Below are 25,131 nucleotides of genomic sequence, written 5' to 3' on the forward strand. Positions count from 1 at the left end.
TTGGCTGCAAAATGCTCCAAGGACTGCCTGAAATGACCGCCGAGACCGTTCTCAACAACGCCCGCATCGTGCTTGCCGACGAGATCGTCGAAGGGTCGATCGTGCTGCGCGACGGCTTGATCGCCGGGATCGATGCCGGTGCCGGCCGGAGCGGCGAGGACATGGACGGCGATTTCATCATTCCCGGGCTGGTCGAGCTCCACACCGACCACCTGGAGGGTCACTACGCGCCGCGGCCGAAGGTGCGCTGGAATCCGATCGCCGCCGTTCTCGCCCACGACGCGCAGGTGGCGACTGCCGGCATCACCACCGTGCTCGATGCCTTGCGCGTCGGCATGGACGACGACGCCGACATGAATTCGGCCGACATGCGCAAGCTGGCCGATGCGATCGAGGACAGCGTCCAGCAGGACCGGCTGCGGGCCGACCATTTCATCCATCTGCGCTGCGAGGTTTCGGCGCCGGATTGCCTCGCAGCCTTCGCGCATTTTGACGGCGATGACAGGATCAAGCTGGCGTCGCTGATGGACCATGCGCCGGGACAGCGCCAGTTCGTTGATTTGGAAACCTATGCCTATTACTACCAGCGCAAGCTGAAGCTGACGGACCGCGAATTCCAGCAATTCTGCGAGAAGCGGATGGCTGAGTCGGCGACGAATTCGGGGGCGAACCGCGCCTTCATCGCTGCCGCCTGCCATCAGCGCGGCATCGTGCTGGCCAGCCATGACGACGCCACGACCGGCCATGTCGACGAGGCGATCGAACAAGGCGTCCGCGTCGCCGAATTCCCGACCACCAAAGAGGCCGCAAAAGCTTCGAAGGCGGCCGGGCTCGGGGTGCTGATGGGCGCCCCGAACGTCATCCGCGGCGCCTCGCATTCGGGCAATGTTTCGGCCCGGACACTCGCCAGCGAAGGCTTGCTCGACATACTGTCGTCCGACTACATCCCCTTCAGCCTGATCCAGTCGGCGTTTTTCCTCGGCGACGTTGTCGACGGCATCTCCCTGCCGCAGGCGGTGGCGATGGTCTCGAAGAACCCGGCCGAGGCAGTCGGCCTCGCCGACCGTGGTGTCATCGAGCAGGGCCGGCGCGCCGATCTGGTTCGCGTCCGTCTCGACGATCATGTCCCGGTTGTCCGCACGGTCTGGCGGCAGGGGCGTCGGGTCGCGTGATGGCGTCGGCGTCGATCGAGCGTGAATTGTCCGCCGCGGCGTTTCCGATCCGCGACGGCGTTTTTGTCGCCGTCGTCGGGCCGAGCGGCGCCGGCAAGGACACGGTGATCGGCTATGCCCGGTCGCTGTTTGCCGACGAGACCCGGCTGGAGTTCGTGCGCCGGGTCATCACCCGGCCGAGCGATACGACGAGCGAGGATCACGACACGCTGGCCGATGCGGCCTTCGTCGAGGCCGAGGCGGACGGCGCCTTCGCCATCGCCTGGGAGGCGCATGGCTTGCGCTATGGCATCCCGGCTGAAGTCGACCGGTCGGTGGCCAATGGCCGCGTCGCCATCGCCAATGTCTCCCGCGCCATCATCCCGGCGCTGCGCGATCGCTATGCCAATCTGGCTGTCGTCGAGATCACCGCATCGCCGCAGATCCTGGCTGAGCGACTGGCGATGCGCGGCCGCGAGTCGCGCGGCGAAGTGCTGGCGCGGCTGGCGCGCAGCGCCAATGTGGCGTTGTCCGGGCCTGGCGTCACCTCGATCGACAACAGCGGCCCGCGCGAGGCGGCCGGCGAGCGTTTTGTCGAAGTGCTGCGCAAGGCAATGGCGTTCTCCGGCCGACCGTGACATCGATCAAAGAATGCAGCGGGGCAAAACTAATCTGTAGCGATCCTTCGCGCGCCCCTCTGTCCCGCCGACTCAAAGTTCGTGAAGCGCTACTCCGCCGCCGCACCGGCCACGCCCTTGCGGGTTGCCTCCAGCATCAGCCGCCGCTCCCGGTACACGCCCCATTGCTGGTCGACCAGCACGCCGATCAAGATCACGCCGCCCATCACCGCGAAATTGAGCGAGGACGGGATGCCGAGCAAGTTGACGAGGTTTTGCAGTTCCTGCAGCAGGACCGTGCCTAGGATCACGCCGATCAGCGAGCCTTCGCCGCCGCGCAGCGAGAAGCCGCCGAGCACGGCTGCGGCAATGGCGTAGAGTTCGTAGAACTGGCCGTGGCTGGCCGGCGAGATCGAGCGCGTGTACATGGCGAAATAGATCGCCGACAGCGCCGTCAGCACACCGCAGATGACATAGGCGGCCATGACGACGCGGCCGGTGCGGATGCCCGAATATTTCGCCGCCTCCTCATTCTTGCCGATGGCGTAGAGGTAGCGGCCGAACACCGAACGGTGCAGCACCACCCACATCACGATGGCGATGACGATCAGCGCGATGAAGCTGTTCGGCACGCCATAGGATCGCCCGGCGGTCAGGAATTCGAGCTCCGGAAAGTTCTGTCCGAAGGCAAAGCCCGCCGTGCCGTCGGCTGTGTAGAACCGCGCCACGCCGCGATAGATCAACAGACCGCACAGCGTCACCACGAAAGGCTGCAATTTTAGCCGCGTGATCAGCCAGCCATGTGCCAGCCCGATGATGCCGCCAAGCACCAGGATCAGCGGCAGTGCCACCGGCCATGCCATGCCGCGCGTGGCGATGAAATCGACGAACAGGACGCCGAGCAGCGCAACCACCGAGCCGACCGACAATTCGATGCCGCCGGTGATGATGACGAAGGCCTGGCCGATCGCCAGGATGCCGAACAGCCCGATCAGGTTCGATGTGTTGGCGAGGTTGATCGGCAGCAGGAATCGCGGGTTGATGATCGCCACCACCGCTCCGACCACAAGGATCAGGATCAGCAGGCCGAGATCTTTCTTGCTCATCGTCTTCTCCCCAATGCCTGCCTAAGCAGTTTCCGCAAAAGTATTGCTCGGTTTTGCGACCGGAACCTGCGCCAAACAAAAGCTATTTCGGCTGCTTGCCGACGGCCAGCAGCAGCACGTTTTCCTGGCTGAACTGTTGCTTGTCGAGGATGCCTGAGATCTGGCCCTCATGCATGACTGCGATGCGGTCGGAGACGCCGATCACCTCCTCCATGTCGCTCGATATCATCAGCACGGCGACGCCGGCATCGGCCAGCGCCCGCATCAGCCCGTAGATCTCCGCCTTGGCGCCGATGTCGATGCCGCGCGTTGGCTCGTCGAGGATCATCACCTTGGGGCTCATGGCCAGCCACTTGGCCAGCACCACCTTTTGCTGGTTGCCGCCGGACAGCGTGCCGGTGCGCGTCGCCACCGAGGGCGCCTTGATGCCGAGATCGCGTTTCTGCTTCTCGGCGGTGACGGCTTCGGCACGGGCAGAGACCAGGGATCGCCGGGCATGGGCCGGCAGATTGGGGAGCGAAATATTCTGGGCAATCGACAGGTCGAGCAGGATGCCGGTCAGCTTGCGATCCTCGGGGACGAGGAATATCCCGTTGGCCACAGCGTCGGCCGCCGAACCAAGAACCAGATCTTTTCCATCAAGCTGGAGCGCGCCGCCAAGGCTCTTCTCGATGCCGAAAAGCACGCGCGCCAGTTCGGTGCGGCCGGAGCCGACAAGACCCGCCAGGCCAAGGATTTCGCCGCGCCTGACGCCGAGAGCGACCGGTCGGTCTGGATAGGCGCTGGTGCGAACGGCCTTGGCCGACAGCGCGACGGCGCCGGGCGGGCGGCCCGATTCTGCGGCCTTCTCCCGCTCCTTCAGCATGCGGCCGATCATCAGCTTGACCATCTGGTCATGGTTGATGGCGTTCTTCGGCAGCGTGCCGGCAAGCATGCCGTCCCTCAGCACGACGACGCGATCGGCAACCCGCTCGACCTCGTGAAGGCGATGGGAGATGAAGATGACGCTGATGCCGTCGGCCTTCAGCGCCTTGATGACATCGAGCAGCTTGTCGGTTTCGGCAAGGGGCAGGCTCGACGTCGGCTCGTCGAGGATGACCAGCCGCGCCTCGATCGACAGCGCCTTGGCGATTTCGACCATCTGCTGCTGGGCAAGCGACAGCGCCGATACCGGGGTGTCGGCCGAGAAATTGGCGCCCACGCGTTTGAGCAGTGGCGCCGCCAGTGTGCGCAGCCTGGTGCGGTCGACAAGCCTGAGCGGACCGGCGCGCAACGGCTCGCGGCCGAAAAAGATGTTGGCGGCAACGTCGAGGTTTTCGAACAGGTTGAGTTCCTGGTGGACGAAGGCGATGCCGGAACCGATGCTGGCCTCGACCGACAGCCCGTCATGGGCGACGCCGTCGACGGTGATCGTGCCGGTGTCGGGTGTGGTCACGCCGCCGAGGATCTTCATCAGCGTCGACTTGCCGGCGCCGTTTTCGCCGACGAGGCCGATAACCTCGCCAGGCCTGACCTCCAGCGAAAACCCGTCCAGCGCGACCACGCCGGGATAGGTCTTGCGCACGCCCTCGAGACTGAGGAACGGGGCAATCGTGGATGCGCCGATGGATGCGTCGGAATAGTTCATCATGCCTGACAGCAGTTGGCGGGCCGGCCTCCCCGCAGATTGACGAGCCTGATCAAGCCCGTCAATAACAAGCGGAGCCAGTCACGCCAGCGTCGCGCTGCCCCTCACCCCTACCCTCTCCCGTAAAGAACGGGGAGAGGGATTCGCCAGCGTTGCAACCACTGCCCTTCTCCCCGTTCTGCACGCGGAGAAGGTGCCGGCAGGCGGATGAGGGCAGCGCCGACGACGCTTAGTTTCCGGACATCGCCTTCAGATTGGCGGCATAGGCGTCGACGTCGTCCTTGCCGATGATCTTGGTCGGGATGATGATCAGGCCGTTCTCCGGAATGCCCGACTTGTCGCCCTCGAGATAGGCTGCCATCAGCTTCATGCCCTGGTAGGCCCATTCGAACGGCTGCTGCACGACGGTGGCGGCAACGGTGCCTTCCTTGACGCCGCCGAGCGTGATCGGATCGTCGTCGAAGCCGACGACCGTGATCTGGCCGAGCTTGCCGGCGTCGCGCAGCGCTTCATAGATGCGCGGGGTGTTGTAGGAATAGAAGCCGACCATGCAGGTGACATCGGGGCTGGCGACCAGCGCGTCCTCGACGTTCTTCTTGGCGCGGGCCTGGTCGATGTCGTCGCCACGCACGTCGATCAGCTCGATCTTGGTGCCGGCGAGCCCTTCCTTCATGCCTTCGATGCGCTCCTTGGCATTGTCGGCGCCGAGCAGGCCGACGAAGCCGAGGCATTTGCCGCCGTCGGGCATCGCCTTCTTGGCGATCTCGGCCGCCTGCTTGCCGGCATCGATGTTGGACGAGCCGATATAGGCGATACGCTTGGTCTGCGGCGCGTCGCTGTCGGTGGTGAACAGCGCCGTCTCCGAGGCGATCTTATTGAGCCCGTCGGTCGAGGTCTTGGGATCGACGGCCGAAACCATGATCGCCTTGACGCCGGCCGTCACCAGATCATCCATCAGCCGCTGCTGGATGGCGACCGACGACTGTTCCGGATATTTGAGCTCGAGATTGTAGTTGGGCAATTCGGCCTGGGCCTTCTTGACGCCGGCTTCGGCCGCCTTCCAGAAATCGGAAGCGCCGTTGACGACGAAGGCCAGCGTCGGTTTGTCCTGGGCACGGGCGATCGCCGTGAAGGACAGACCGAGAGCCAGGGCCGCTGCAGCGACGGACACATTTCGTATCGCAGATTTCATGTTCAACCTCCCATTTGATTCAGTCATTTTCGCTGATCTGAACTTTGTCGAATGCGGCTTGGACGCCCTCCTCCTCAAGGGTGCTGGCAGCGAAAGAACGGCGCCATCCCAGCCACAGTCTGAACTCTAGAGACTCATTGGCTACTCGTAAATAGTCCGATTTGTCTGATATTTCGTGATCGTGGAGCGTTGCCCCGCAGCGCAAACGTCCCGGACGAAGGTGGCCAAAGCTATGCGGATGAGGCTCCTGTGGGAGACAAACTCGCGGATACTGGTATACGAGTATACCAGTATCCAGTTCGGCTACCCGAGAACAGCTTCTGCAGCCACCTTCCAGTCCCGTGAAAGCTGCGCTTCAATTCGCAACGCAAGTGCTATAGTGAGACCAGGAAAGCGGCTCGCCGCTTACCGAGGCAACGAAAGCGAAAGCGTATTGGTCGCAGTGTATGAAAGCCGTAGCGATGGGATGAGACGAGGCGGCCGAGGACGGGCCGGGCCCGGCGTCCTGCTCAGCCTGGGTGCCGGTCTGCGGCTGCTGGCTTCGCTGCTCTTTCTGATCTGGACCATTCCTGCGGCAACAGCCGACCAGGTCGCGCACGACCTTGCCAAAGGCCAAATCGGCGCCACCGAGCCGGTCACACACCCGACTGCCCTTGCCCGCAGCATTGCGCGCCACGTCGGCGCTGAGACTTCCCGTTTCAAGACACCTGTCATTGCGAGAGATGGCAAACCCTTTTGCATTATCCCGGATTTGCGGCTGCCGCCCGAAACCGCGTCAGCCGCGCCGTTTGGCATATGGTCTGAAGGCCGGCCGGAACTGTCACCGATCCGCGCCTTTGATGCGCGCGCGCCTCCGCTTCTCACGGCGTGAACCTGGCCGCGACCGCGGCCCTAGACTCGCAAAACTTTCACATCGCGTTCCGTTCGTCGAGTTGCTCGCCGATCGGAACGCCAAAGCTCTTGTCGGAGGCGGTTTGCGCCCGATATGGGCTGAACGGACAAGAACATGCTGCATTTTTCGCGCTGGAAGACCATTCTCATCTGGCTGACAGTCCTGGCCGGTATTCTTTACGCAGCTCCCAATTTGGTTCCCGCCTCCACTCTGGCATCGCTGCCGAATTGGCTGCCAAAGCAGCAGCTGACGCTGGGGCTCGACCTGCAGGGCGGCTCGCACATCCTGCTCCAGATCGATCGGCAGGACCTTGCCAACGAACGTCTCGAATCGGCACGCGACGAGGTCCGCACGTCGCTGCGCGATGCCCAGATCGGCTATACCGGGCTTGCCGGCACCGCCAATTCCATCCAGGTCCGCATTCGCGACCAAGGCCAGATCGAAGCGGCGAAGAGCGCGCTCGAAAGATTGGCGCAGCCGATCTCGACGGGCATGTTCATGAGCGGCTCGGTGACCGAGATGGAGATGACCGAGCCGGAACCGGGCCTGCTCCGCTTCACGCTGACCGAAGCCGGGATCGACTACCGGATCGCCGCGGCGCTGACCCAATCGATCGAGGTGGTGAGCCGGCGCGTCAACGAACTCGGCACGACCGAGCCGATCATCCAGCGCCAGGGATCGGACCGCATCATGGTCCAGGTGCCGGGCCTGCAGGATCCGCAGCGGCTGAAGGATATCCTCGGACAGACGGCTAAGCTGACCTTCCAGATGGTCGACCAGTCGATCCCGGTCGAGGAGGCGATCTCCGGCCGCCCGCCGGCGGGCTCGACGGTGATGTATTCGACGGAAGAGCCGCGGGTTCCGCATCTGATCGAGAACCGGATCATCGTTTCCGGCGAAAACCTTGTCGATGCGCAGGCAACCTTCGACCAGCGCACCAACGAGCCGGTGGTCTCGTTTCGCTTTGACAGCCGCGGCGCCACCCGCTTCGGTCAGGCTACCCAAGCCAATGTCGGGCGCCTGTTCGCGATCATCCTCGATAACGAGGTGATCTCCGCGCCTCAGATCCGCGAACCGATCCTGGGCGGCACCGGGCAGATATCCGGCAGTTTCACGGTGGAGAGCGCGAACGATCTTGCGGTCCTGCTGCGCGCCGGTGCACTGCCTGCCGACCTCACCATCGTCGAGGAGCGCACCGTCGGTCCGAGCCTCGGCAGCGATTCGATCGAGGCGGGCCAGTTCGCGGCAATCATCGCCGGGGTCCTCGTCGTCGGCTTCATGCTGTTCGCCTATGGGCGACTGGGGCTGATCGCGAATATCGCGCTCCTCGCGAACGTCGCACTGATCATCGCCGTCCTGTCCGTGCTCGGGGCGACGCTGACGCTGCCTGGCATCGCCGGCATCGTGCTGACGATGGGCATGGCGGTCGATTCCAACGTCATCATATTCGAGCGCGTCCGCGAGGAGAACCGCCAAGGGCGCTCGATCGTGCAGTCGATGGATTCCGGGTTCAAACAGGCGCTGGCGACTGTCGTCGACGCCAATGTGACGACGCTGATTGCCGCCGTCATCCTGTTCTTCCTCGGCTCGGGGCCGATCAAGGGGTTTGCTGTCACCCTCGCCATCGGTATCGTCACCACCGTATTCACGGCGTTCACGCTGACGCGTTGGCTGGTCGCGTTCTGGCTTCGCCGGCAGCGGCCGAAAACCATGCCCGCCGGTGTCATGCGGCTGGTGCCCGACGACACGCGCGTGCCGTTCATGGCATTCAGAAAATACGCCTTCACGCTGTCCGTGCTGTTGTCGATCGCTTCGGCGGTGCTGTTCTTCACTGTCGGCATGAACTACGGCATCGACTTCCGCGGTGGTTCGAGCATCGAGGTGCAGGCAAAGGGCCAGCAGGCTGACATCGGCGACATCCGTGAGCGGCTGACGGGTCTCGAACTGGGTGAGGTGCAGGTGCAGGAGTTCGGCTCGGCCCGGGATGTGCTGATCCGCATTGGCACCCAGGGGGGCGGCGACGTTGCCGAACAGTCCGCCGTCGAGAAGGTAAGAAGCGCGCTCGAAACCGACTACGAGTTCCGCCGCATCGAGGTCGTCGGTCCGACAGTGTCCTCCGAACTCGCGTTCAACGGCACAATGGGCGTGCTCGCCTCGCTGCTGGCGATGCTCGTCTACATCTGGATCAGGTTCGAGTGGCAGTTCGGGCTCGGCGCCATCATTTCGACGTTCCACGACGTGATCCTGATGGTCGGCTTCTACGTCGTCGCCGGCATAGAGTTCAATTTGACCTCGATTGCCGCGATCCTGACTATTGTCGGCTATTCCATCAACGATACGGTTGTCGTCTATGACCGGGTCCGCGAGAATCTGCGCCGCTATAAAAGGATGCCGATTGCCGAGCTGCTCGACCTGTCGATGAACCAGACGCTGGCGCGAACGGTCCTGACCGGCGTGACCACGCTGTTTGCGCTGGCGGCGCTTTCGATCTGGGGCGGCGAGGTGATCCAGTCCTTCACGATCGCAATGATCTTCGGCATCCTCGCCGGGACCTATTCCTCCATCTTCGTCGCCGGGCCGCTGCTGATCCTGTTCAAGCTCCGGCCGGGCGCCCTCAGCCAGGAGGAGGCCGCAGTGGCGAAAGAGCCGCCGGCGCAACAGGCCTTGTAATGGGCGGTGCCATCTCTTTGGGTCCGCTGTAGCTTTTGATCTGGCGCATGATCGCTTGCGAAATCGATTCCGATTTTCGGGGTCATGCGCCAACTGGCTAGACCGTCTCTCGCATCGCCTCGTTGCCGTGCAGCCAGTCGGCGGCAATCATTTTGGCGACCGGCAAGGACGGCGGCGGCGACCTTGGGAGCTTCAGAGCGCGGCAATTTCGTCGTGAATGCCGGCACAAGCGTCAGCGGCGGGCCAGCGCGGCCCCCTGCTCCAGGCTGACACCCCGGACGAGCGCGTCTGCATGCCGATGCGCAAGCCGCCATTCGCGTTCGTCCGAGCGATGTACAGCTCAGCCGGCAGAATTGCATGTTGATCTTGATGAAGCCAATGATATGATTTCAGGAATATGCTGAATGAAATTGATCTTTCGCGCACCGATCTCAATCTCCTCGTCCTCTTCGAGGCCGTGCTCGGAGAGGGCCACGTGGGCCGGGCGGCGGACCGGCTTAACCTGACGCCATCGGCAGTCAGTCACGGACTCGGCCGGCTGCGCCGGCTCCTCAACGATCCGCTGTTCCTGAGAACGCCCAAGGGCGTGGTGCCGACGGCGCGTGCAACGGAACTGGCCGCGCCGATCGCCGACGTTCTGGCGCGCGTGCGTAGCGTGATGGCGACTGCCGCGCCCTTCGATCCCGCCACGGCCATGCGCCGGTTCGCAATCGGCGCACCGGACGGTGTCTCAGCCGTGATCCTGCGCCCGCTCCTCGCCGAACTCAGCCGGATTGCGCCACGCATCGACGTCGGCGTGCGTCAGATCTTGCCCTCGCCAGCCCGCGTCTGGCGGAGCGCGATTGTCGATCTCGAGGCGCACGCCATCGATATCGCGATCATTCCGTCCGATGACATCCCGCCTCGCTTCGAAAAGCGCTGCATCTACGAGGAAGACTTTGTAATTGCCATGCGCCCTGGACATCCGTTCGCGCGTGATCCGAGCCTGGAGCGATACTGCAGCATGCAGCATCTGGTCGTCTCGGGCAGCGGCGATCCTTACGGCTTCGTGGATGAACAACTGGCCAAGCAAGGCCGGGCGCGACGGGTTGCGTTGACGGTTCCGAACTTCATGTTCGCGCTTGCCGTCATCGCCGAGACCGACCTCATCTCGGCCCTGCCGCGGCGGTTCGTTGCCATGCATGCGGCGCGTTTCGGCGTGCTGAGCCTCGATGCCCCGTTGCCGTTGCCCGGCTTCCGGCTCAACGCCGTCGCTCCCAAGGTCGCGATGATGGATGCGGGCGTGGCATGGCTCTTCGATCTGCTTGCGGAGCAGACTGCGCAGAAGCACCCCAACGGCTTGCCCGCACGAAGTCGGCAATCATAACTCGGAAAGCTTCGTCGGCGCCGCCAGCGTGGATGAAACTGACAATTGCGTTTCTCCTGCAGCAGGTTCGCCATTTTGGCTCCTCCCGTTTTGCGATGCTTGCTGCATCGACCGAGCGATCGCCGGCAGCATCTTTTTTACTGAACCTCCTTTCCTTGCGGTTTGGCTGGTGACGGATGCGCCGTCACGACAAGGCGATGCGACCGTCCCTGCGGCGCGGTTTCGTCGTGATAGCGTGCCGCCAGCGTGGTGATGGCCTCAGTCAATTCACGCGTGAACGAGGCGCGGTCGGCGGCGGAGCGGAAGCGGATTTCGGTGTCGATCGCCAAGGTCGCCAAGCGCTTGCCGGCATCGGTGGCGGCGCGCTGGAGAGCTCCGATCTCCCGCACCAGCCGGGCGCCGAGCGCGATCAGGTAGCTTGCCGACAGGCGGTCCGGGGTGCGGTCCGGATCGGCGCCGACCGGACCCAGTGCGCTCGTCGAGACGACATAGCTTGTGGCGCTCGCCACCATGAGCCGCTCCGTCAGGCCACCCCATTTGCGCGTGTCTGCAACTTGGACAAGCCCGTGCTCCTCCAGAGCATGCAGGTGGTAATTGATCTTCTGCCGCTTGAGGCCGAGGCGTGTGGCGAGGGTAGCGGCCGAGGCCGGCTCCCGCAGTTCTGAGAGGAGTTGACTCCGAACGGGCTCCAACGCGGCGGCGGCCGCGCTCGGCCGATCTATGACTTCGATATCGAGCATGCAGCCCTCACATTGACAATCTATCCTGTCAATGCGCGTTGACGAGTGTAATTGTCAAGAGGGCCGCTTCGTCCGAACTTTCCAGATGGCATGCGGCTGCAGCAAGCGAGCCAGCTATCGTCCACTGCGGAAGTCGATGCGTCCCGCAGACGGCCCCGCACGGGGCAATTGCAATGACGGTGCCGTTCGTTGTAGCCATTGCGACCGCTTGATTTTGGAGGAGACGCAGCATGGACCGATTCACTGGCGGTTGCCTGTGCGGCAGCGTCCGGATTGTGGCGTCGGGGCTCCCATACCGGGTCGGCATTTGTCATTGTCTCGACTGCCGCAAGCACCATGGCGCCCTTTTTAACGCTTCGGCGGTGTTCCCCCAGGATGCGGTGACGATCGAAGGCGAGACGCGCGACTACGCCGGGCGGTATTTCTGCCCCCGCTGCGGCTCGACAATTTTCGGACGCACCGCAGACGAAATCGAAGTGAACCTGGGATCCCTGGACGCCCCTGACCAACTGATGCCAACCTACGAAAGCTGGATAATCCGTCGCGAGTCCTGGTTGCCGCCATTTCCGCTCACGAGGCGGTACGAGCGCGATCGTGACGCCACGAGGCGCTTTGAGGCGTAGTCGCCACGAACGGTGCGAAAGCGTTTTGGGAGGTCACGCCGGCACGTCACTCCGGAAGACCGGCCTTGCGGAAGCCATCGACGAAATGCTCGAGCGTCACAGCGTCGCGGAATGGCTCCGTCGCGGCCCAGTGGCGGGTGGTGAAATGCGGGTTGCCGACGAGGAACAGTTCGGCCTCGGCGCGCGCCTCGTCGACCTGGCCCAGTTGGGCAAGGCTTGCCGCCAGGAAGCGGCGCGAGCTTGTACGATAAGTCTCGTCCCTGCGCAGTGTTTCGACAGCCGCTTCGTATTGGCCGGCCGCATATTGCGCCTGGCCAAGCGTCAGATAGTACCAACTTGCCGGAAACGGGTTCAACCGGAACGCCTTGCGAATGTGCTCAAGGCCTTCCTTGACCCGTCCGGCCAGGACTGCGATGTCGGACAATGCCGCCCAGGCATCGGCCTCGTTCGGATCGAGCTCGATCGCCCTGGCGAATTCCGCATCCGCCTCGGCGAAGCCGCGCTCATAGGCAAGCAGGTAAGCCAAAACCCAGCGGCAGCCGGCATCGTTCGGATCGATCGCCACGGCTTTGCGCGCCAGTTCCAACGCAACGCTACGGGACGTTTCGGTTGGTCCGCCGGAATGCACCCATCCCATCCAGTGGTTCATGGCAAGCCAGCGATAGGCCTCGGCATATTCCGGATCGAGCGAAACCGCGCGGGTAAGCATCAGATGCGCTTCGCGCGCCGTCTGCGGCGTGTCATCCATCAGCTTGCGCGCCCGCACGCAGAGATCGTAGGCCTCAAGACTTTTGGGCCGGTTGCGCGGCGGCGGTGCGCGCAGCCTGCCGAGCAACGCCTCGACGATCTTGCCGGTGACCTCGTCCTGAACGGCAAAAATGTCTTCCAGGCTGCGATCGAAGCGCTCCGCCCATAGATGGTCGCCACTCACTGCGTCGACCAGCTGGGCGTTGATGCGCACGCGCCCCGCAGCGCGCCGTGCGCTCCCCTCCAGCAGGTAGCGCACGCCGAGATCCTGTGCGATATCGCGCACGTCCATCGCCTTTCCTTTATAGGCGAAGGCCGAGTTGCGTGCGATGACGAACAGCCCGGAGATCCTGGACAGGTCGGTAATCAGGTCTTCGGTCAAGCCGTCCGCGAAGGATTCCTGCTCGGGATCGTTGCTGACATTGACGAAGGGCAGCACCGCTATCGATGGCTTGCCGGGCAGCTGCAAAGGTTTTCGCTTCGCGCCGAGCTGTTCGACGGGCCCCGTGAAGCGGTAGCCGACGCGCGGAACCGTGACGATCCATGCGCCGGCCCCATTACCGGCATCTGCAGCCGGGCCAAGCAGCTTTCGCAGCAGCGCGATCTGCACGGTGAGGTTGCCTTCCTCGACGGCCGTGCCCGGCCACGCCGCGTCCATCAACTCGGCCTTCTCAAGGATCTCGCCGGCTCGTCCAACGAGCGCCGCAAGCAGCTTTATCCCGCGGTAGCCTAAGGCAACGGGGACATCGTTGCGAAGCAGCGTTCCCGCACCGGAATCAAGCACGAACGGACCAAAGGCAAAGCGCGATCCCTGCATGCGGCGTATCTATAGCCCGTTTGGAAGTTTTGAGAACTATTTGGCAGAGCTTAATTACGACGCTGTTCGTATCCTGCAGAGTTCAGCCTCTTTCAGGTCGAAGGTCCCTGGACCTCAAACCTATGGAGGTTGCTATGAACGATACTCTTGCATCGGCCCCGCATCAGGCAGGGGGAACGCCGGTGGAGCCGGCGGGAATCTTGCGTCGGCAACACAGCCTGGCGACCCTGAGAAGCATTATCGCGGCGTGGGACGAGCGGAAACGCTTTCGCTGGGAACTTGAGCAAATGGCGAAGGACAATCCCCATTTGATCGACGACATCGGTCTGACGAGACGGCAGGTCGAGGCAGAGATCGCCAAGCCCTTCTGGCGACGATGATCCTCGTCGCCGCAAGGTCGCGAAGCCGATAACCGTCATCCTCGCCCCTGGTGCGCCAAAAGCATTTCGGAACGGTGGGAGAAGCTGGGCCGCCGATCCGGTCCCAAAATCGAGCGTTCGCGTGCGTCAGCGGGGCGGCCTTTTTCCCCCTAGTCGTCGTCGTCATCATCCGTGTAGCGGTCGCGATAGCGGCGACGATCATAGTCCTGGGAACGACGGGAGGATCGGTCCTCCTGGTAAACCCTGCGCTTGACGTAGGTCTCGCAATAGTCGTCTTCACAGTAGGTCTCGACAATCCGCTCACGCACAACGCCGTTGTTCGACGAGCTATTCGAGCTTGTGTTCGAGGACTGACTGTCCGCGTGGGCAACGACTGTCGCCATCATCGTCGCTGATGTCACCAGTAGGAACTTCATACGCATGGCGGCCTCCAATTTTGGCTAGATAGCGCAACGCAAAGCCAAGTCGAGGTGAAACTCACAATCGGCGTGGGCATGCAGCGCGTGCACCGCAGTCCAGCCCAAAGAAGTGCGCCGGACAGGATGAAACTGGGAATTCGTATATTGTTGTTGCGCCTTTTCTGAGATCACTGCTCGGAGCGGTCCGCCTTGCTCCTCATAAACTGCCCTTGCCGCCCCGGCTGAACAGCCAAAATCGGACCCAACCGGGCGCGAAGTGACCTCGATGCAGAATTCGAGCGCTCATCGGCATCGGCGCAACCCGCGGCCACTCCTGGGAGCGAGGGTTCAGGGTAGCGGGATTGGCTTGTCACTGAGTGTGCGCAAGTAGGCAATCAAGTTTGTTCGTTCAGTCTCGTCCGGAACACCCGGCACCTCCATGTAAACGCCCGGCGTCGTGAGCATGGGCTCAAGCAGAAATTTGTTCAGGTCCTCGTATGTCCAGACACCCTGCCATGTCAGCAAGGCGTCGGAGTAACGTCTCTTGGCCACAGATGCTTTGTCGCGACCGACGACGTTCCACAAAGTCGGTCCCTGGTTGCCCCCTTCGTCCGGCGCGGCATTGTGGCAGTAGGCACAGAGGCGGGAGAAGGAGCCTCGGCCTTTCTCTACGTCGGCGGCAGCCAACTTCTTCGAGATCGGGGCTGGCGTTGGCAAGACGATGCCGTGCGCCATGAGATAATCAGCCACTTCGCGTTGCCCCTTGAATTTTGCCAGATGGAGCGGCGTCTTGCCGTCCTTTGTCTTCGCATTCACATCCGCGCCGGCCTCGACCAGTGCCTTCACGCAATCGAGGCAACCGGATCTGGCGGCGATGTGAAGGGCGTTTTCGCGGTTGCGCTGCGAATTTGGATTGGCGCCCCTCTCCAGCAACAGATTGATCAAATCGATCCGGCGTTTTGCCAGAGCCGGCATGAGGGCAGGACCCAAACCCGGCGTCGGGGCGGCGTTGACGTCGGCACCGCGTTCGATGAGCAGTTTTGCCGCCGCAAAATGCCCGCCCCTGACCGCAAGATAGAGTGGTGTGGCTTGCCCATCGCTCTCATCGACATCGGCGCCTGCGTCGAGCGCTGCCGCAATCGCCGCGACATCGCCCGTTTTCGCGGCGTCGTGGATGGCGGCGGCATGCGATGCAATCGGTGCAAGCACCAACAGAATGAACAGCAACACCCCTCGCATCCGGCACCCCACTGTCAAACTGGAGGACGGCCAACAAGGCGCTGGTTCGACAGTTCGTCGACGATATCCTCGTCATCGGCCGTTGGAAAGACTCGTCGGGTATATCGTCAGCGACGTGAAAGTGCGAACCGCAGTCGCTTCATCGCGGCGATCATTCCGGCTGACCCGAGCAATGGAACTGTTCACCCCAGCGGCATAAGCCCTCTGCCCCGGCACAGAGCGTCGATCCGCTTTCCGTCAACGAATAGACGACCTTCGCCGGAGAACCCGGATGGACTTTTCGGTTCACAAGCCCGTCTGCCTCAAGTTCTCGCAGCTGCTGCGTCAGCATCTTTTCGCTGATCGCCGGAATCGACTGCCGCAGCCGGCCGAACCTGCGTGGTGTCGCGCCGAGTTCGCAGATGATGTCCAGCTTCCACTTGCCGGAGACCATCTTTATCGCGGTTGCAAAACCATTCTCGGTGGGTTTGTTCACCTTGCCCTCCTTACCGGCAGGTAACCACTTACGCCTGCGTGCGTATTGGTGTCGCGCTTCCCAAATCATAACTCTGCCTCGGACGACAAGCGAGCCGAGCGCTGCGCCAATCAGATATGGGATGTCGGAATGATGCCTACAATCGGTGCCCCAGACACTGGACGCGTGGGATCGGCGCTCGCCCGCGAGCTGCTTGAAGCGGGATATCGCACGACCGTCTGGGACAGCAAAAGAGACAGGAGGCGATCCAAGCCTTCATCATCAACCAATCATCGAACGCTTACGAAAAGCGAACTCCTGCTTCGCCGGCTCGAAACAAGAACGGCGAGGCTCGATTCATCACCGCTAGAAGCGGTGGCCGGTTCATGACCAACAATATTCCTAGGAGAAAAAACATGACGAATGCAAAACCGGATACAATGCAGGCCGCCGCCATCGACCGGTTCGGTGGAGCCGAGCTGGTTACTGTGCGAGCCGTGCCAGTGCCCGAGGTCGGGCCGAGCGATGTCCTAATCCGGGTCGAAGTGGCGGGCGTGGCCTCGTGGGACGCGCTCGAGCGTGAGGGTCGCTACGACGGGCTTTCGGAATGCCGTCGACATTCCCCTATGTGCTCGGCTGGGACTGCGCGGGCGCAGTCGTCGCCGTTGGCAGCCAGGTTAGCCGCTTCAAGGAAGGCGACCGGGTGTACGCTGCATCCATGCCACTTCCCAAGGGTGGAACCTACGCCACGTACGCGGTAACGGATGCGGACAACGTGTCGCTCATCCCCGCCAAGCTCACGATCGAGCAAGCCGGCGTCATGGGCTGGGATGCGTTGACCGCCCTCAGCGGCCTGGAAGAGGTCGGCCTAAAGCAGGGCGATACAATAATGATCTTCGGCGCCAGCGGCGGTATCGGGCACATGGCCATCCAACTCGCAAAACGATTGCGCGCCCGTGTTTTGGCGGTGGCTTCGGGCGATGACGGCGTGGCGCTATCGCAGCGGCTGGGCGCCGACGCCATCGTCAACGGGCGCAAGGACGACGTGGTGGCGGCCGCTCGTGAATTCGCCGCCGGCGGCCTCGACGCTGCCCTTGTCACCGTAAGCAGTGAGGCGGCCGACCGCGCGCTGACGTCAGTGCGCGACGGCGGTCGGGTCGCCTGCCCGCACGGCGCGATGCCCGACCCAAAAGTTCGGCCCGGCGTGGAGCTCATTCGCTACAACGGCGCCCGCAGCCAGGACGCGACCGACAAGCTTAACCGCCTGATCGACTCTGGCCCGTTCGACGTCCATGTCGCCCGTACATTCCCGTTCGACAGGGTTGTCGATGCGCACCGGGCGCTTGCCACCCACTACGTCGGCAAGCTCGCTTTGCGGGTGAGTTGAGTAAATGGTGGATTCCAGCAGACATCACCAGGCGTTGCGACGGCGGTTCAATCCAGCGGTTGCCGATCGAGCAGCATGGAATCGCCGAATTCATGCGTGCGGTATCGGTGCGCGGCGAAGGCTGCGGAGGCGTTGGCGAGCAGAGCATCGTCGGCAAAGGCGCGCAGGAGCTCGAAATGGCTTTCGCCGGGCTGGTGGACGCCTGTGAGAATTGCATCGACGACGCGAAGCGGCGTCTCCCGCGCGACGCGGCCCGTCGCAATGCTATTTTTTGCACGCACGCTGCCATCGGGATTGGCGGCCGCCTCAAGCGCGCGCACTACGCTCGTGCCGACCGCGATGATGCGGCTGCCGCGCAGCTTCGCCCGCGCGACCTGCGCCGCGGTGTGCTCGGGGATGCGGTATGGCTCGTCGAAGGGAAGGCGCGAGTCGAGCGCGCGATCCCCGGTGGAGGAAATGCCCGCGGCATGCGTGAGTGTTGCGAAGCCGATTTCGTGGCGCCGCCAGCTTTGAAGCGTGCGCCAATCGAGCGCAAAGCCTGCCGATGGCGCCTCGAACGCGACCGGCCGGGCGGCAATCTTCGTCCAAACATCCCAAAGTGCCAACGGCTCTGGAACATGCGCGTATTGGATCGGCCGACCGTGCTGCGCCAGTCCTGCAAGCACAGCTGCGCCGTTGCCCAAGAAGCGCAGCTCGAGAAGGCGGGGATGGTCGAGAAGGCGCTCCACAACGGCTTCAAGCGGGCCGAGCCGAAGGCGATTGCCCGGTGACAGTGGAGGCGGAGGCAGCCGATCTTCGGTGCGCGTGCGGTGATCGCCCGCACCGAAGGCAATCGCCACGAATCGCGTTGGATCGGCAAGTGACAGCCAGCCCGCCAGGCGGATCTCGATCGCTTCACTGCTGGGGACATGCGTGCCGTGCAAGCTGGCAGGCAAGGTCGCGGCGTCATTGGCGACGACCAGGTCGCCGGGCTCGAATAGCTTCGCGAGGTCAGCGCGCGGCAGGTCGGTCATCGCGCCGTCCGCCATGACGACCAACAGCCTGGCGGAGCGCCGATCCGGATGGTCGGCGGCAATCATCCACGTGCCACGGCGCGGGGCGCTGCGCCAGCCGGCAACGCGTCAAGCAGCTTTTCAATGATCTCGGCAGCTGCCAGATCGGGGTGCTTCAAGGTGGCCGGATCGGCATCAGGAAGCGCCAGCGCGTGCAGCGGGGTGTCCATATCGCCGGGGTCGAGCGCGAGGAACCTTATGCCATCGTCTTTCGCCTCCTCGTCCCAGATCGCCGTCAGATGGGCAAGAGCGGCCTTGCTCGCGCCATACGCGCCCCAGCCAGGATAGGCGTTCATCGCCGCGTCGCTGGAGATGTTGATCACCAGCGCGCCACGGCCCTCGCGCGCCGACGTGGCAAGCGCACCGAACAGCGCTTTCGTCAGCCGAAACGCGCCGACGAGATTGACCGCAAGCGCTTTTTCCAGATCCTCGCACTCGGTGTCGGCAAGCAGCGCAAGCGGCACCGGCCCGAGGCTCGATGCATTGTTGATCAGAACGTCGAGCCCGCCGAGGCTCGCAGTGACCTGCAACGCGATCGGGTAGATTTCTTTCTTCTTGCCGACGTCGCCGACAATGCCGTGTGCGCCGGTCTCGTCAGCGATGCGCTCTACGTTCGCAGCAGTGCGTGCGACGAAGGCGACGCTCGCACCCTGCGCGGCGAGCTGCCGCACAAGCGCCAGTCCGAGGCCGGACGTGCCACCCGTGACCGCTACGCGAAGACCGTGGAAATCCATATTCGTCAGCATTGCCGATGCTCCTTCCATCCGTGCAAGCCAATGCTACAAGCTCAAGTTAACTGGAGGTCAAGCGTTCATTGCGTGGATCGATGCCGACACGATAGGTCTGGCTCGAGGCGTGATCGCGGGTCTTACCTTCTCCCCTTGTGGGAGAAGGTGGATTGGCGCGCAGCGCCAAGACGGATGAGGGGTGCTGGACGGAATGCGGCGGCGCCAAGCTGGAACACCCCTCATCCGGCCGCTTCGCGGCCACCTTCTCCCACAAGGGGAGAAGGGAGAGCGGTGTTGCAGCCGCGATCGGTGCCGTCTGGATGCCTCATCGGGTGAGTTGGCAGCGTGCCGCGACGAAATTCGGAGCAGCGAGACCCTGCCTTGCGCGAGACGCCGGGTGCCGCCAAAGCTTAGCTGCGGTATTCTTCGTCGCTGACTTTCTCCAGCCATTCGACCGGCTTGCCATCAAAGGGATTCCTGAATAGCGAGATGCGTCATCGCCGTGGTCGCAGACGCGCCGTGCCAATGCTTCACGCCAAGCGGAATCCAGACGACGTCACCTGGCCGGATTTCTTCGACTGGCGCGCCTTCGCGTTAGACCCAGCCGAGACCGGCCGTGACGATCAGCGTCTGGCCGAGTGGGTGCGTGTGCCAGGCGGTGCGGGCGCCAGGCTCGAACGTGACGCTGGCGCCACCGACGCGCGCCGGCTCGGGCGCCTGGAAGAGCGGATCGATGCGCACGGTCCCGGTAAAGTAATCGGCCGGCCCGGGGCCGGACGGCTGTGATCCAACTCGCGTGATCTTCATTGTCTCATTCCTTCCTTGGACAGAAGCTGCGCCAACCTGGCCTGCTGCAGCCACGGCGGCGAAAGCACTCGTCGCGGCAAGGACGTCTCTGCGGGTGATGATCATGTCTCAAGCCCCTTCGTTTTCGACGAGGTGGATCAGAGCAGCTTCTCCGGCGTGATCGGCAGTTCGCGGACGCGCTTTCCGGTAGCGTGGAAAATGGCATTGGCGATCGCTGGCGCGACGCCGACCAGCGCGATCTCGCCGAGGCCTTTCACGCCGAGCGGGTTCACGTGCGGGTCGTGCTCGTCGACGAATATCACGTCCATGACAGGCGGCGCGTCGGCGTGCACCGGCACGGCGTATTCGGCGAGATTGGCATTGGTGACGCGCCCGTTGCGGGGGTCGACAACCGAGTGCTCCATGAGGGCCATGCCGATGCCGCCGATCATGCCGCCGATGCACTGGCTGCGCGCGATCTTCGGGTTGACGACGCGGCCGGCGCCATAGGCGCCGACCATGCGCCGCACGCGCGTCTCGCCGAGATCGGGATCGACGGCCACCTCCACGAACACGGCGCCAAAGGCGTGCATGGAAAACCGCTTCGTCTCATCTCCGGGAGCGACGTCGGCGGTTGCCTCGATGACTTGGCCGAGACGCTTCATGGCCTCTTCAATTTCGTTGGCGCCGGCGCGTGCCAGCGCGTCGTCGAGCGCCTTGCGGCAAGCCGCCTGCACCGCACTGCCGACGCTCGCCATGGTCATGGAACCGCCGTGGATAGGGGCGCGCGGCAGGCGGGTGTCGCCAAGCGTGAACTTGACCCGCTCGATCGGCAGGCCCAGCGTGTCCGCCGCGACCTGCGTCATCGATGTCCATGTGCCGGGTCCCATGTCGCTCGCTGCGCTCATCACTTCGGCAGTGCCGTCCGGCAAGAGCCGGGCCATGGCCGAGGCGGGTGCATAGTTCATCGGATAGGTGGCGCTGGCCATGCCCCAGCCAATCAGCGAGCGCCCGTCGCGCATGGAGCGCGGCGCGGCGTTCCTTTGTGCCCACCCGAAACGCTCGGCGGCGGCCCGGTAGCATTCCCTGGTCGAACGGCTCGAGAACGGGAGGTCCTTGAATTCGTCCCGGTCCGGCTCGTTGCGCAACCGCAGTTCGACGGGATCCATGTTCAGCGCGACCGCCAACTCGTCCATGGCCGATTCGAGGGCATACATGCCGCTCGCCTCACCGGGCGCGCGCATGTAGGTCGGCGTGTGGACGTTCATCGGCGCGATGCGATGGCGCGTGTGGACGTTCGGGCAGGAGTGCAGGAACCGGGTCGCGCTGAGCAGCGCCTCGGTGAACTCCTCGTAGGTCGAGGTCTCCTGGTGGCCCTCGTGCCGGATGGCCTGGAGCTGGCCGTCACGGGAGGCGCCAAGCGCGGCCCGCTGGACCGTGTGAGGACGGTAGCCGACGCCGTAATACATTTCGCGCCGCGACAGCACCAGCTTGACTGGCCGTCCGGCTACACGGGCGCCCAGCGCGGCGAGCGTGACATGCGGCCAGCAGCGCAGCGCCGAACCAAACGCGCCGCCGACGAAGGGCGAGATGACACGGACGTTCTCGGCAGCGATGCCGAACACGGCGGCGATCTCCTCGGCGACGTTGTGCACCCATTGTGTCTTGTCCCACAGGGTCAGGCTGTGGCCCTGCCATGAGGCAATGGTGGCGAACATCTCTATCGGGTTGTGGTTCTCGCGCGGGATCACATAGGTCTGTTCGACCCGGAATTCCGCTTGTTCGAAGGCGCTGTCGGGTTCGCCTCGCCGTATCTCCCACTCCGCCGGTTTCCCGGTAGGCAGAACTGGATCGACGCTTTCCATGTCGGTGGCCGCCGCTTCGTGCCGGTAGGTAACCCGCACGACCTCCGCCGCGTAAACCGCCTGTTCAAGCGTCTCGGCGACCACCAGCGCGATCGGCTGGCCCTGGTGAGTCACTCGGTCGTCCTGCAGCACATGCAGGCGCTCGCCAACGGCTGCGTCCGGGAGGCCCTTATGCGGCTGGTAGGCGAGCCTGGGCGCGTTGCTGTGCGTCACAACCGCGGTTACGCCGGGCGCCCGTTCGGCCTCCGCCGTGTCGATGGATGCAATGCGGCCGTTCGCGACAATGCTCCTGACGACGGCGGCATGGGCGAGGTTCGGCACTTCGAACTCGGCGGCATAGGTCGCGGCGCCGGTAACTTTCAGGCGGCCATCGACGCGGCTGACGGATTTTCCGATCAAGGCAGCAGTCATGCGCGTGCTCCCGCGATTTCGACCGCACGCACGATGGCGCGCTGCATGAGTTCGATCTTGAAACCGTTGTGGCCGCGACCCCGTGTGCCGTCTGCTGCGAGCGCCGCCGCCTGGCGGAGCACCGCTGGCTCGAAGTCGGCGCCGGCGAGAACGGTCTCGACGTTCGACAGGCGCCAGGGTTTCGTTCCAACGCCGCCGAGCGCTACGCGGGCCTGCCGGATGCGAGCGCCGTCCGTCTCGATTGCGACTGCGGCCGAGACCACGGCGAACTCGAAGGAGGCGCGATCGCGTACCTTGAGATAGTGAGACCGCAGTCCTGCCGCCCTGGCCGGGACCGTGATCGCGGTGATCACTTCGCCCGGTTTCAGGACGGTTTCGAGGTGCGGCGTATCGCGGGGAAGGCGATGGAGATCGGAGAGCGGCACGGAACGGTCACCGCCAGCTCCTCGGAGCTCGACCGACGCATCGAGCGCCACCAGGGCAACCGCGAGGTCCGACGGGTGAACGGCGATACAGTTGTCGCTCGTGCCGAGCACTGCGTGCCAGCGGTTCTCGCCGTCCAATGCGGCGCAGCCGGAGCCAGGCACGCGCTTGTTGCATGCCTCGTAGCCGACATCGCGAAAGTAGGGACAGCGTGTGCGCTGAAGCAGATTGCCGCCCATGGTCGCCTGGTTGCGGACCTGCGGGCTCGCCGAATTCAGCAGCGCCTGGGATATCAGAGGGAACTGCTCGACCACAGCTTGATGGGCGGCCACCTCCGCCATCGTGGCGGCGGCGCCAAGCCTCAGGCCTTGCGGACCGATCTCGATGCCGTCGTCGAGAACTCCCGCGAGGCTCACAAGCCGATCCGGTCGGCGGACATTCTCCTGCAGAAGCTGCACCATGTCGGTGCCGCCGGCGATGTATTCGACCGGCGCATCATTGCGGCCGGCTTGAGCGCCGAAGCTGAGTGCGGCAGAGAGATCCCGCGGACGTTCGAGCACAAAGGGATGCATGGCTCAGCCCTCCTGCGTCGAGTTGGACACGGCAGCCGCGTCCTGGATGGCCGCGACGATATGGTCGTAGGCGCCGCAACGGCACAGATTGCCGCTCATCCATTCGCGGATCTCCTGCGGCGACCCGGCATGGCCTTCGCTGATGCAGGCGACGCCGGCCATGATCTGCCCCGACGTGCAATAGCCGCACTGGAAGGCATCGCGCTCGATGAAGGACGCCTGCAACGGATGGAGCTCATCGCCCTGCGCCAATCCTTCGATGGTTTTGATTTCGCGGCCCTGAGCGAGCGCCGCGAGCGAGAGGCAGGCCTTCACGCGCATGCCATCCATCAACACCGTGCAGGCGCCGCATTGGCCGAGGCCGCAGCCCTTCTTCGAGCCCGTCAGATGCAGGTGCTCGCGCAGCGCATCCAGCAGCGTCGTGCGCGGGTCGAGCGAAAGCCGGTGCTCCGTCCCGTTGATGCGCAGCGACACATCGAGCGGCGCCGTCGCGGCGCCGGCAGCCTGTGCCAGCGCCGGAGATATAGCTCCGGGCACGAATTGTTCTCCTAAAAGAGCACCGCCAGTCACAGCAGCCGCTTGCATGAGCTCCCGGCGCGTTATGTCCGAACTGGCTGTCGAAGTTCTTTGGCTATCAGACATGTCGATTGTCGCTTTCGTGATGATCCGCCAAATTCGCGGCCCAAGATATGGATGACCCCCCGCCCGAAGACACGCTGGGTGCGTGTGCGACGCTAAAAGCTTAGGGCGCTTGAGGCGCCTTGATTAGCGCCCGCTCCCCGATAGGACCTATCGGTCGGGGCCATGAATGGCAGCGACGCGAATGAACTGCCGCCGGTTCTTCCTTCATCGTCATTGCTCAGACGGGTTCGCGCCACCGTCCGGGAAATTTGCGGTGCTCTCGGCAATCGAGATCGATTGAGTGTGTGCAGTTCGCTCGATTAGTCGTATAATCCGCCCAAACTTATGGGGCGGAACCATAAATGCAGCGCGGACGACTCGATATGCTTCTGGCCTTTCTGGCGGTTGCGCGGGAGGGCAGCTTCACGCGCGCCGCTGCGCAGCTCGGAATTTCGCAGTCCACGCTCAGCCACACGGTCCGCGATCTGGAAGAGCGGCTGGGCATTCGGCTGCTGACGAGAACGACCCGAAGCGTTTCGCCTACAGAGGCCGGCGAGCGGCTGCTGCGCAATATCGGCCCGCGCTTTGAGGAGATCGAGGCCGAGGTCGAGGCGTTGAGCGAATTGCGGGAGAAGCCCGCCGGCACCATTCGCCTCACGGCAAGCGATCACGCGTTCAACGCCGTCATCTGGCCGAAGCTGGCGAAGCTCCTGCCGGACTATCCCGACGTCACCGTCGAGGTCTTCCTCGACAACGCACTGACGGATATTGCTGCCGAACGGTTCGACGCGGGCGTGCGAATGGGAGAGCGTGTTGCAAAAGACATGATCGCGGTGCGCGTCGGACCGGACATCCGCTTCGCCGTCGTCGGGACGAAGTCGTATTTCGCCAGGCGGCCGCCGCCAACGACGCCGCAGGAGCTGACCGAACACGTTTGCATCAACCAGCGCTTTTCCATCAATGGCGGGCTTTGGGCCTGGGATTTCGAGCGCGATGGTCGCGAGCTGAAGGTGCGGGTGGACGGCCAGATTGTCCTCAATGGCACCCTCGAGATTCTCGAGGCGGCGCTGGCTGGTTTCGGCCTCGCCTATGTGCCGGAGGATGTCGCGGAGCGTCATCTGGAAAGCGGCCGCCTGATGCGGGTGCTGGATGAGTGGTCACCGCCTTGGCCGGGATATCACCTCTACTATCCAAGCCGTCGCCAAGCGTCGCCGGCTTTCGCCCTGCTCGTCGATGCGCTCCGCTTCTCGGGTTGAGGCAATGCAGT

22 protein-coding genes and 1 pseudogene are annotated in these 25,131 nt (G+C 63.9%); 9 read left to right on the forward strand and 14 right to left on the reverse strand.

All coding sequences use genetic code 11. The features are described from left to right. Positions 1-32: 32 nt before the first annotated feature. Both M727_RS0106965 and phnN read left to right on the forward strand, forming a co-directional pair. Positions 33-1,172, forward strand: coding sequence for an alpha-D-ribose 1-methylphosphonate 5-triphosphate diphosphatase (locus tag M727_RS0106965; protein ID WP_027152071.1), 1,140 nt, complete (start codon positions 33-35; stop codon positions 1,170-1,172). Beyond that, on the forward strand, positions 1,169-1,789 hold the full coding sequence (gene phnN, locus M727_RS0106970; protein WP_027152072.1) for a phosphonate metabolism protein/1,5-bisphosphokinase (PRPP-forming) PhnN: 621 nt from the start codon (positions 1,169-1,171) through the stop codon (positions 1,787-1,789). The genes M727_RS0106965 and phnN overlap by 4 nt, the downstream gene beginning before the upstream one ends. Before the next feature lie 89 nt (positions 1,790-1,878). On the opposite strand, the gene M727_RS0106975 is transcribed toward phnN, so the two are convergent. From M727_RS0106975 to M727_RS0106985, 3 genes are all read right to left on the reverse strand, one after another. Further along, the gene (locus tag M727_RS0106975; RefSeq protein ID WP_027152073.1) at positions 1,879-2,874 is read right to left on the reverse strand and encodes an ABC transporter permease; all 996 of its coding nucleotides are present in this window, start codon (positions 2,872-2,874) and stop codon (positions 1,879-1,881) included. Positions 2,875-2,956: 82 nt separating this feature from the next. Next, positions 2,957-4,501: a sugar ABC transporter ATP-binding protein gene (locus tag M727_RS0106980; RefSeq protein WP_027152074.1), complete on the reverse strand. Its 1,545-nt coding sequence runs from the start codon at positions 4,499-4,501 to the stop codon at positions 2,957-2,959. Positions 4,502-4,730: 229 nt separating this feature from the next. Beyond that, a complete protein-coding gene (locus M727_RS0106985) occupies positions 4,731-5,693 on the reverse strand; it encodes a sugar-binding protein (RefSeq protein ID WP_027152075.1) in 963 nt (320 codons plus the stop codon). Positions 5,694-5,925: 232 nt separating this feature from the next. Here M727_RS0106985 and M727_RS41410 point away from each other — a divergent pair, with 232 nt between their 5' ends. The 3 genes from M727_RS41410 (at position 5,926) to M727_RS35965 (ending at position 10,621) form a co-directional block, all read left to right on the forward strand. Further along, positions 5,926-6,564, forward strand: a complete 639-nt coding sequence (locus M727_RS41410) for a hypothetical protein (protein WP_156941493.1) — start codon at positions 5,926-5,928, stop codon at positions 6,562-6,564. A 135-nt stretch (positions 6,565-6,699) separates the two neighbouring features. Beyond that, entirely contained in the window at positions 6,700-9,255 is a 2,556-nt protein-coding gene (gene secDF, locus M727_RS0107000) for a protein translocase subunit SecDF (protein ID WP_027152077.1), read from the forward strand. A gap of 397 nt (positions 9,256-9,652) precedes the next feature. After that, on the forward strand, positions 9,653-10,621 hold the full coding sequence (locus M727_RS35965; protein WP_051505542.1) for a LysR family transcriptional regulator: 969 nt from the start codon (positions 9,653-9,655) through the stop codon (positions 10,619-10,621). A gap of 137 nt (positions 10,622-10,758) precedes the next feature. Here M727_RS35965 and M727_RS0107010 read toward each other — a convergent pair whose 3' ends face one another. Continuing rightward, positions 10,759-11,361, reverse strand: coding sequence for a helix-turn-helix domain-containing protein (locus M727_RS0107010; RefSeq protein WP_027152078.1), 603 nt, complete (start codon positions 11,359-11,361; stop codon positions 10,759-10,761). A 230-nt stretch (positions 11,362-11,591) separates the two neighbouring features. On the opposite strand from M727_RS0107010, the gene M727_RS0107015 reads away from it, so the two are divergent. Next, the gene (locus M727_RS0107015; protein WP_027152079.1) at positions 11,592-11,984 is read left to right on the forward strand and encodes a GFA family protein; all 393 of its coding nucleotides are present in this window, start codon (positions 11,592-11,594) and stop codon (positions 11,982-11,984) included. 46 nt (positions 11,985-12,030) lie between these two features. On the opposite strand, the gene M727_RS0107020 is transcribed toward M727_RS0107015, so the two are convergent. Beyond that, entirely contained in the window at positions 12,031-13,548 is a 1,518-nt protein-coding gene (locus M727_RS0107020) for a winged helix-turn-helix domain-containing tetratricopeptide repeat protein (protein WP_027152080.1), read from the reverse strand. Positions 13,549-13,682: 134 nt separating this feature from the next. Here M727_RS0107020 and M727_RS0107025 point away from each other — a divergent pair, with 134 nt between their 5' ends. Further along, a complete protein-coding gene (locus M727_RS0107025) occupies positions 13,683-13,928 on the forward strand; it encodes a DUF1127 domain-containing protein (protein ID WP_023796960.1) in 246 nt (81 codons plus the stop codon). A gap of 149 nt (positions 13,929-14,077) precedes the next feature. On the opposite strand, the gene M727_RS0107030 is transcribed toward M727_RS0107025, so the two are convergent. From M727_RS0107030 to M727_RS0107040, 3 genes are all read right to left on the reverse strand, one after another. Next, positions 14,078-14,350 (reverse strand): hypothetical protein, encoded by a 273-nt coding sequence (locus M727_RS0107030; RefSeq protein ID WP_027152082.1) that lies wholly within the window; start codon positions 14,348-14,350, stop codon positions 14,078-14,080. A 324-nt stretch (positions 14,351-14,674) separates the two neighbouring features. Next, positions 14,675-15,556, reverse strand: coding sequence for an ankyrin repeat domain-containing protein (locus M727_RS0107035; protein WP_245268499.1), 882 nt, complete (start codon positions 15,554-15,556; stop codon positions 14,675-14,677). A 160-nt stretch (positions 15,557-15,716) separates the two neighbouring features. Continuing rightward, positions 15,717-16,040: a helix-turn-helix domain-containing protein gene (locus tag M727_RS0107040; RefSeq protein WP_027152084.1), complete on the reverse strand. Its 324-nt coding sequence runs from the start codon at positions 16,038-16,040 to the stop codon at positions 15,717-15,719. Positions 16,041-16,626: 586 nt separating this feature from the next. Between M727_RS0107040 and M727_RS35970 the strand changes: the two genes are divergently transcribed. Then, positions 16,627-17,406, forward strand: a complete 780-nt coding sequence (locus M727_RS35970) for an NADP-dependent oxidoreductase (protein WP_198032606.1) — start codon at positions 16,627-16,629, stop codon at positions 17,404-17,406. A 47-nt stretch (positions 17,407-17,453) separates the two neighbouring features. On the opposite strand, the gene M727_RS0107050 is transcribed toward M727_RS35970, so the two are convergent. The 6 genes and pseudogenes from M727_RS0107050 to M727_RS0107075 all read right to left on the reverse strand — a co-directional run bounded on the left by M727_RS0107050 (position 17,454) and on the right by M727_RS0107075 (position 23,885). Continuing rightward, entirely contained in the window at positions 17,454-18,485 is a 1,032-nt protein-coding gene (locus tag M727_RS0107050) for an S-adenosylmethionine:tRNA ribosyltransferase-isomerase (protein WP_027152085.1), read from the reverse strand. Beyond that, positions 18,482-19,204: an SDR family oxidoreductase gene (locus tag M727_RS0107055; RefSeq protein WP_027152086.1), complete on the reverse strand. Its 723-nt coding sequence runs from the start codon at positions 19,202-19,204 to the stop codon at positions 18,482-18,484. The genes M727_RS0107050 and M727_RS0107055 overlap by 4 nt, the downstream gene beginning before the upstream one ends. Before the next feature lie 392 nt (positions 19,205-19,596). Further along, positions 19,597-19,993: pseudogene (locus tag M727_RS35975) on the reverse strand (cupin domain-containing protein). A 137-nt stretch (positions 19,994-20,130) separates the two neighbouring features. Continuing rightward, entirely contained in the window at positions 20,131-22,248 is a 2,118-nt protein-coding gene (locus M727_RS0107065) for a xanthine dehydrogenase family protein molybdopterin-binding subunit (RefSeq protein WP_027152087.1), read from the reverse strand. Then, positions 22,245-23,243: a xanthine dehydrogenase family protein subunit M gene (locus tag M727_RS0107070; protein ID WP_027152088.1), complete on the reverse strand. Its 999-nt coding sequence runs from the start codon at positions 23,241-23,243 to the stop codon at positions 22,245-22,247. The genes M727_RS0107065 and M727_RS0107070 overlap by 4 nt, the downstream gene beginning before the upstream one ends. Before the next feature lie 3 nt (positions 23,244-23,246). Then, a complete protein-coding gene (locus M727_RS0107075; protein WP_027152089.1) occupies positions 23,247-23,885 on the reverse strand; it encodes a (2Fe-2S)-binding protein in 639 nt (212 codons plus the stop codon). Between the two features lie 341 nt (positions 23,886-24,226). Between M727_RS0107075 and M727_RS0107080 the strand changes: the two genes are divergently transcribed. Beyond that, positions 24,227-25,120 carry a LysR family transcriptional regulator gene (locus M727_RS0107080; RefSeq protein ID WP_027152090.1) on the forward strand — a complete coding sequence of 298 codons (894 nt, stop codon included), beginning with the start codon at positions 24,227-24,229 and terminating at the stop codon, positions 25,118-25,120. The last annotated feature ends 11 nt before the right edge of the window (positions 25,121-25,131 follow it).

The sequence above is a fragment of the Mesorhizobium sp. WSM2561 genome (genome assembly GCF_000513915.1).
Lineage (GTDB): Bacteria > Pseudomonadota > Alphaproteobacteria > Rhizobiales > Rhizobiaceae > Mesorhizobium > Mesorhizobium muleiense.

Coding starts and splice junctions, on each gene's coding strand:
- M727_RS0106985 (WP_027152075.1), bottom strand. CDS start 5,693: ATGAAATCTGCGATACGAAATGTGTCCGTCGCTGCAGCGGCCCTGGCT.
- M727_RS0107020 (WP_027152080.1), bottom strand. CDS start 13,548: ATGCAGGGATCGCGCTTTGCCTTTGGTCCGTTCGTGCTTGATTCCGGT.
- M727_RS35970 (WP_198032606.1), top strand. CDS start 16,627: ATGCCGTCGACATTCCCCTATGTGCTCGGCTGGGACTGCGCGGGCGCA.
- M727_RS0107030 (WP_027152082.1), bottom strand. CDS start 14,350: ATGCGTATGAAGTTCCTACTGGTGACATCAGCGACGATGATGGCGACA.
- M727_RS0107025 (WP_023796960.1), top strand. CDS start 13,683: ATGAACGATACTCTTGCATCGGCCCCGCATCAGGCAGGGGGAACGCCG.
- M727_RS0107070 (WP_027152088.1), bottom strand. CDS start 23,243: ATGCATCCCTTTGTGCTCGAACGTCCGCGGGATCTCTCTGCCGCACTC.
- M727_RS0107050 (WP_027152085.1), bottom strand. CDS start 18,485: ATGATTGCCGCCGACCATCCGGATCGGCGCTCCGCCAGGCTGTTGGTC.
- M727_RS0107055 (WP_027152086.1), bottom strand. CDS start 19,204: ATGCTGACGAATATGGATTTCCACGGTCTTCGCGTAGCGGTCACGGGT.
- M727_RS0107080 (WP_027152090.1), top strand. CDS start 24,227: ATGCAGCGCGGACGACTCGATATGCTTCTGGCCTTTCTGGCGGTTGCG.
- secDF (WP_027152077.1), top strand. CDS start 6,700: ATGCTGCATTTTTCGCGCTGGAAGACCATTCTCATCTGGCTGACAGTC.
- M727_RS0107075 (WP_027152089.1), bottom strand. CDS start 23,885: ATGTCTGATAGCCAAAGAACTTCGACAGCCAGTTCGGACATAACGCGC.
- M727_RS0106975 (WP_027152073.1), bottom strand. CDS start 2,874: ATGAGCAAGAAAGATCTCGGCCTGCTGATCCTGATCCTTGTGGTCGGA.
- M727_RS0106980 (WP_027152074.1), bottom strand. CDS start 4,501: ATGAACTATTCCGACGCATCCATCGGCGCATCCACGATTGCCCCGTTC.
- M727_RS0107065 (WP_027152087.1), bottom strand. CDS start 22,248: ATGACTGCTGCCTTGATCGGAAAATCCGTCAGCCGCGTCGATGGCCGC.
- M727_RS0106965 (WP_027152071.1), top strand. CDS start 33: ATGACCGCCGAGACCGTTCTCAACAACGCCCGCATCGTGCTTGCCGAC.
- M727_RS0107010 (WP_027152078.1), bottom strand. CDS start 11,361: ATGCTCGATATCGAAGTCATAGATCGGCCGAGCGCGGCCGCCGCCGCG.
- M727_RS35965 (WP_051505542.1), top strand. CDS start 9,653: ATGCTGAATGAAATTGATCTTTCGCGCACCGATCTCAATCTCCTCGTC.
- M727_RS0107015 (WP_027152079.1), top strand. CDS start 11,592: ATGGACCGATTCACTGGCGGTTGCCTGTGCGGCAGCGTCCGGATTGTG.
- M727_RS41410 (WP_156941493.1), top strand. CDS start 5,926: ATGCGGATGAGGCTCCTGTGGGAGACAAACTCGCGGATACTGGTATAC.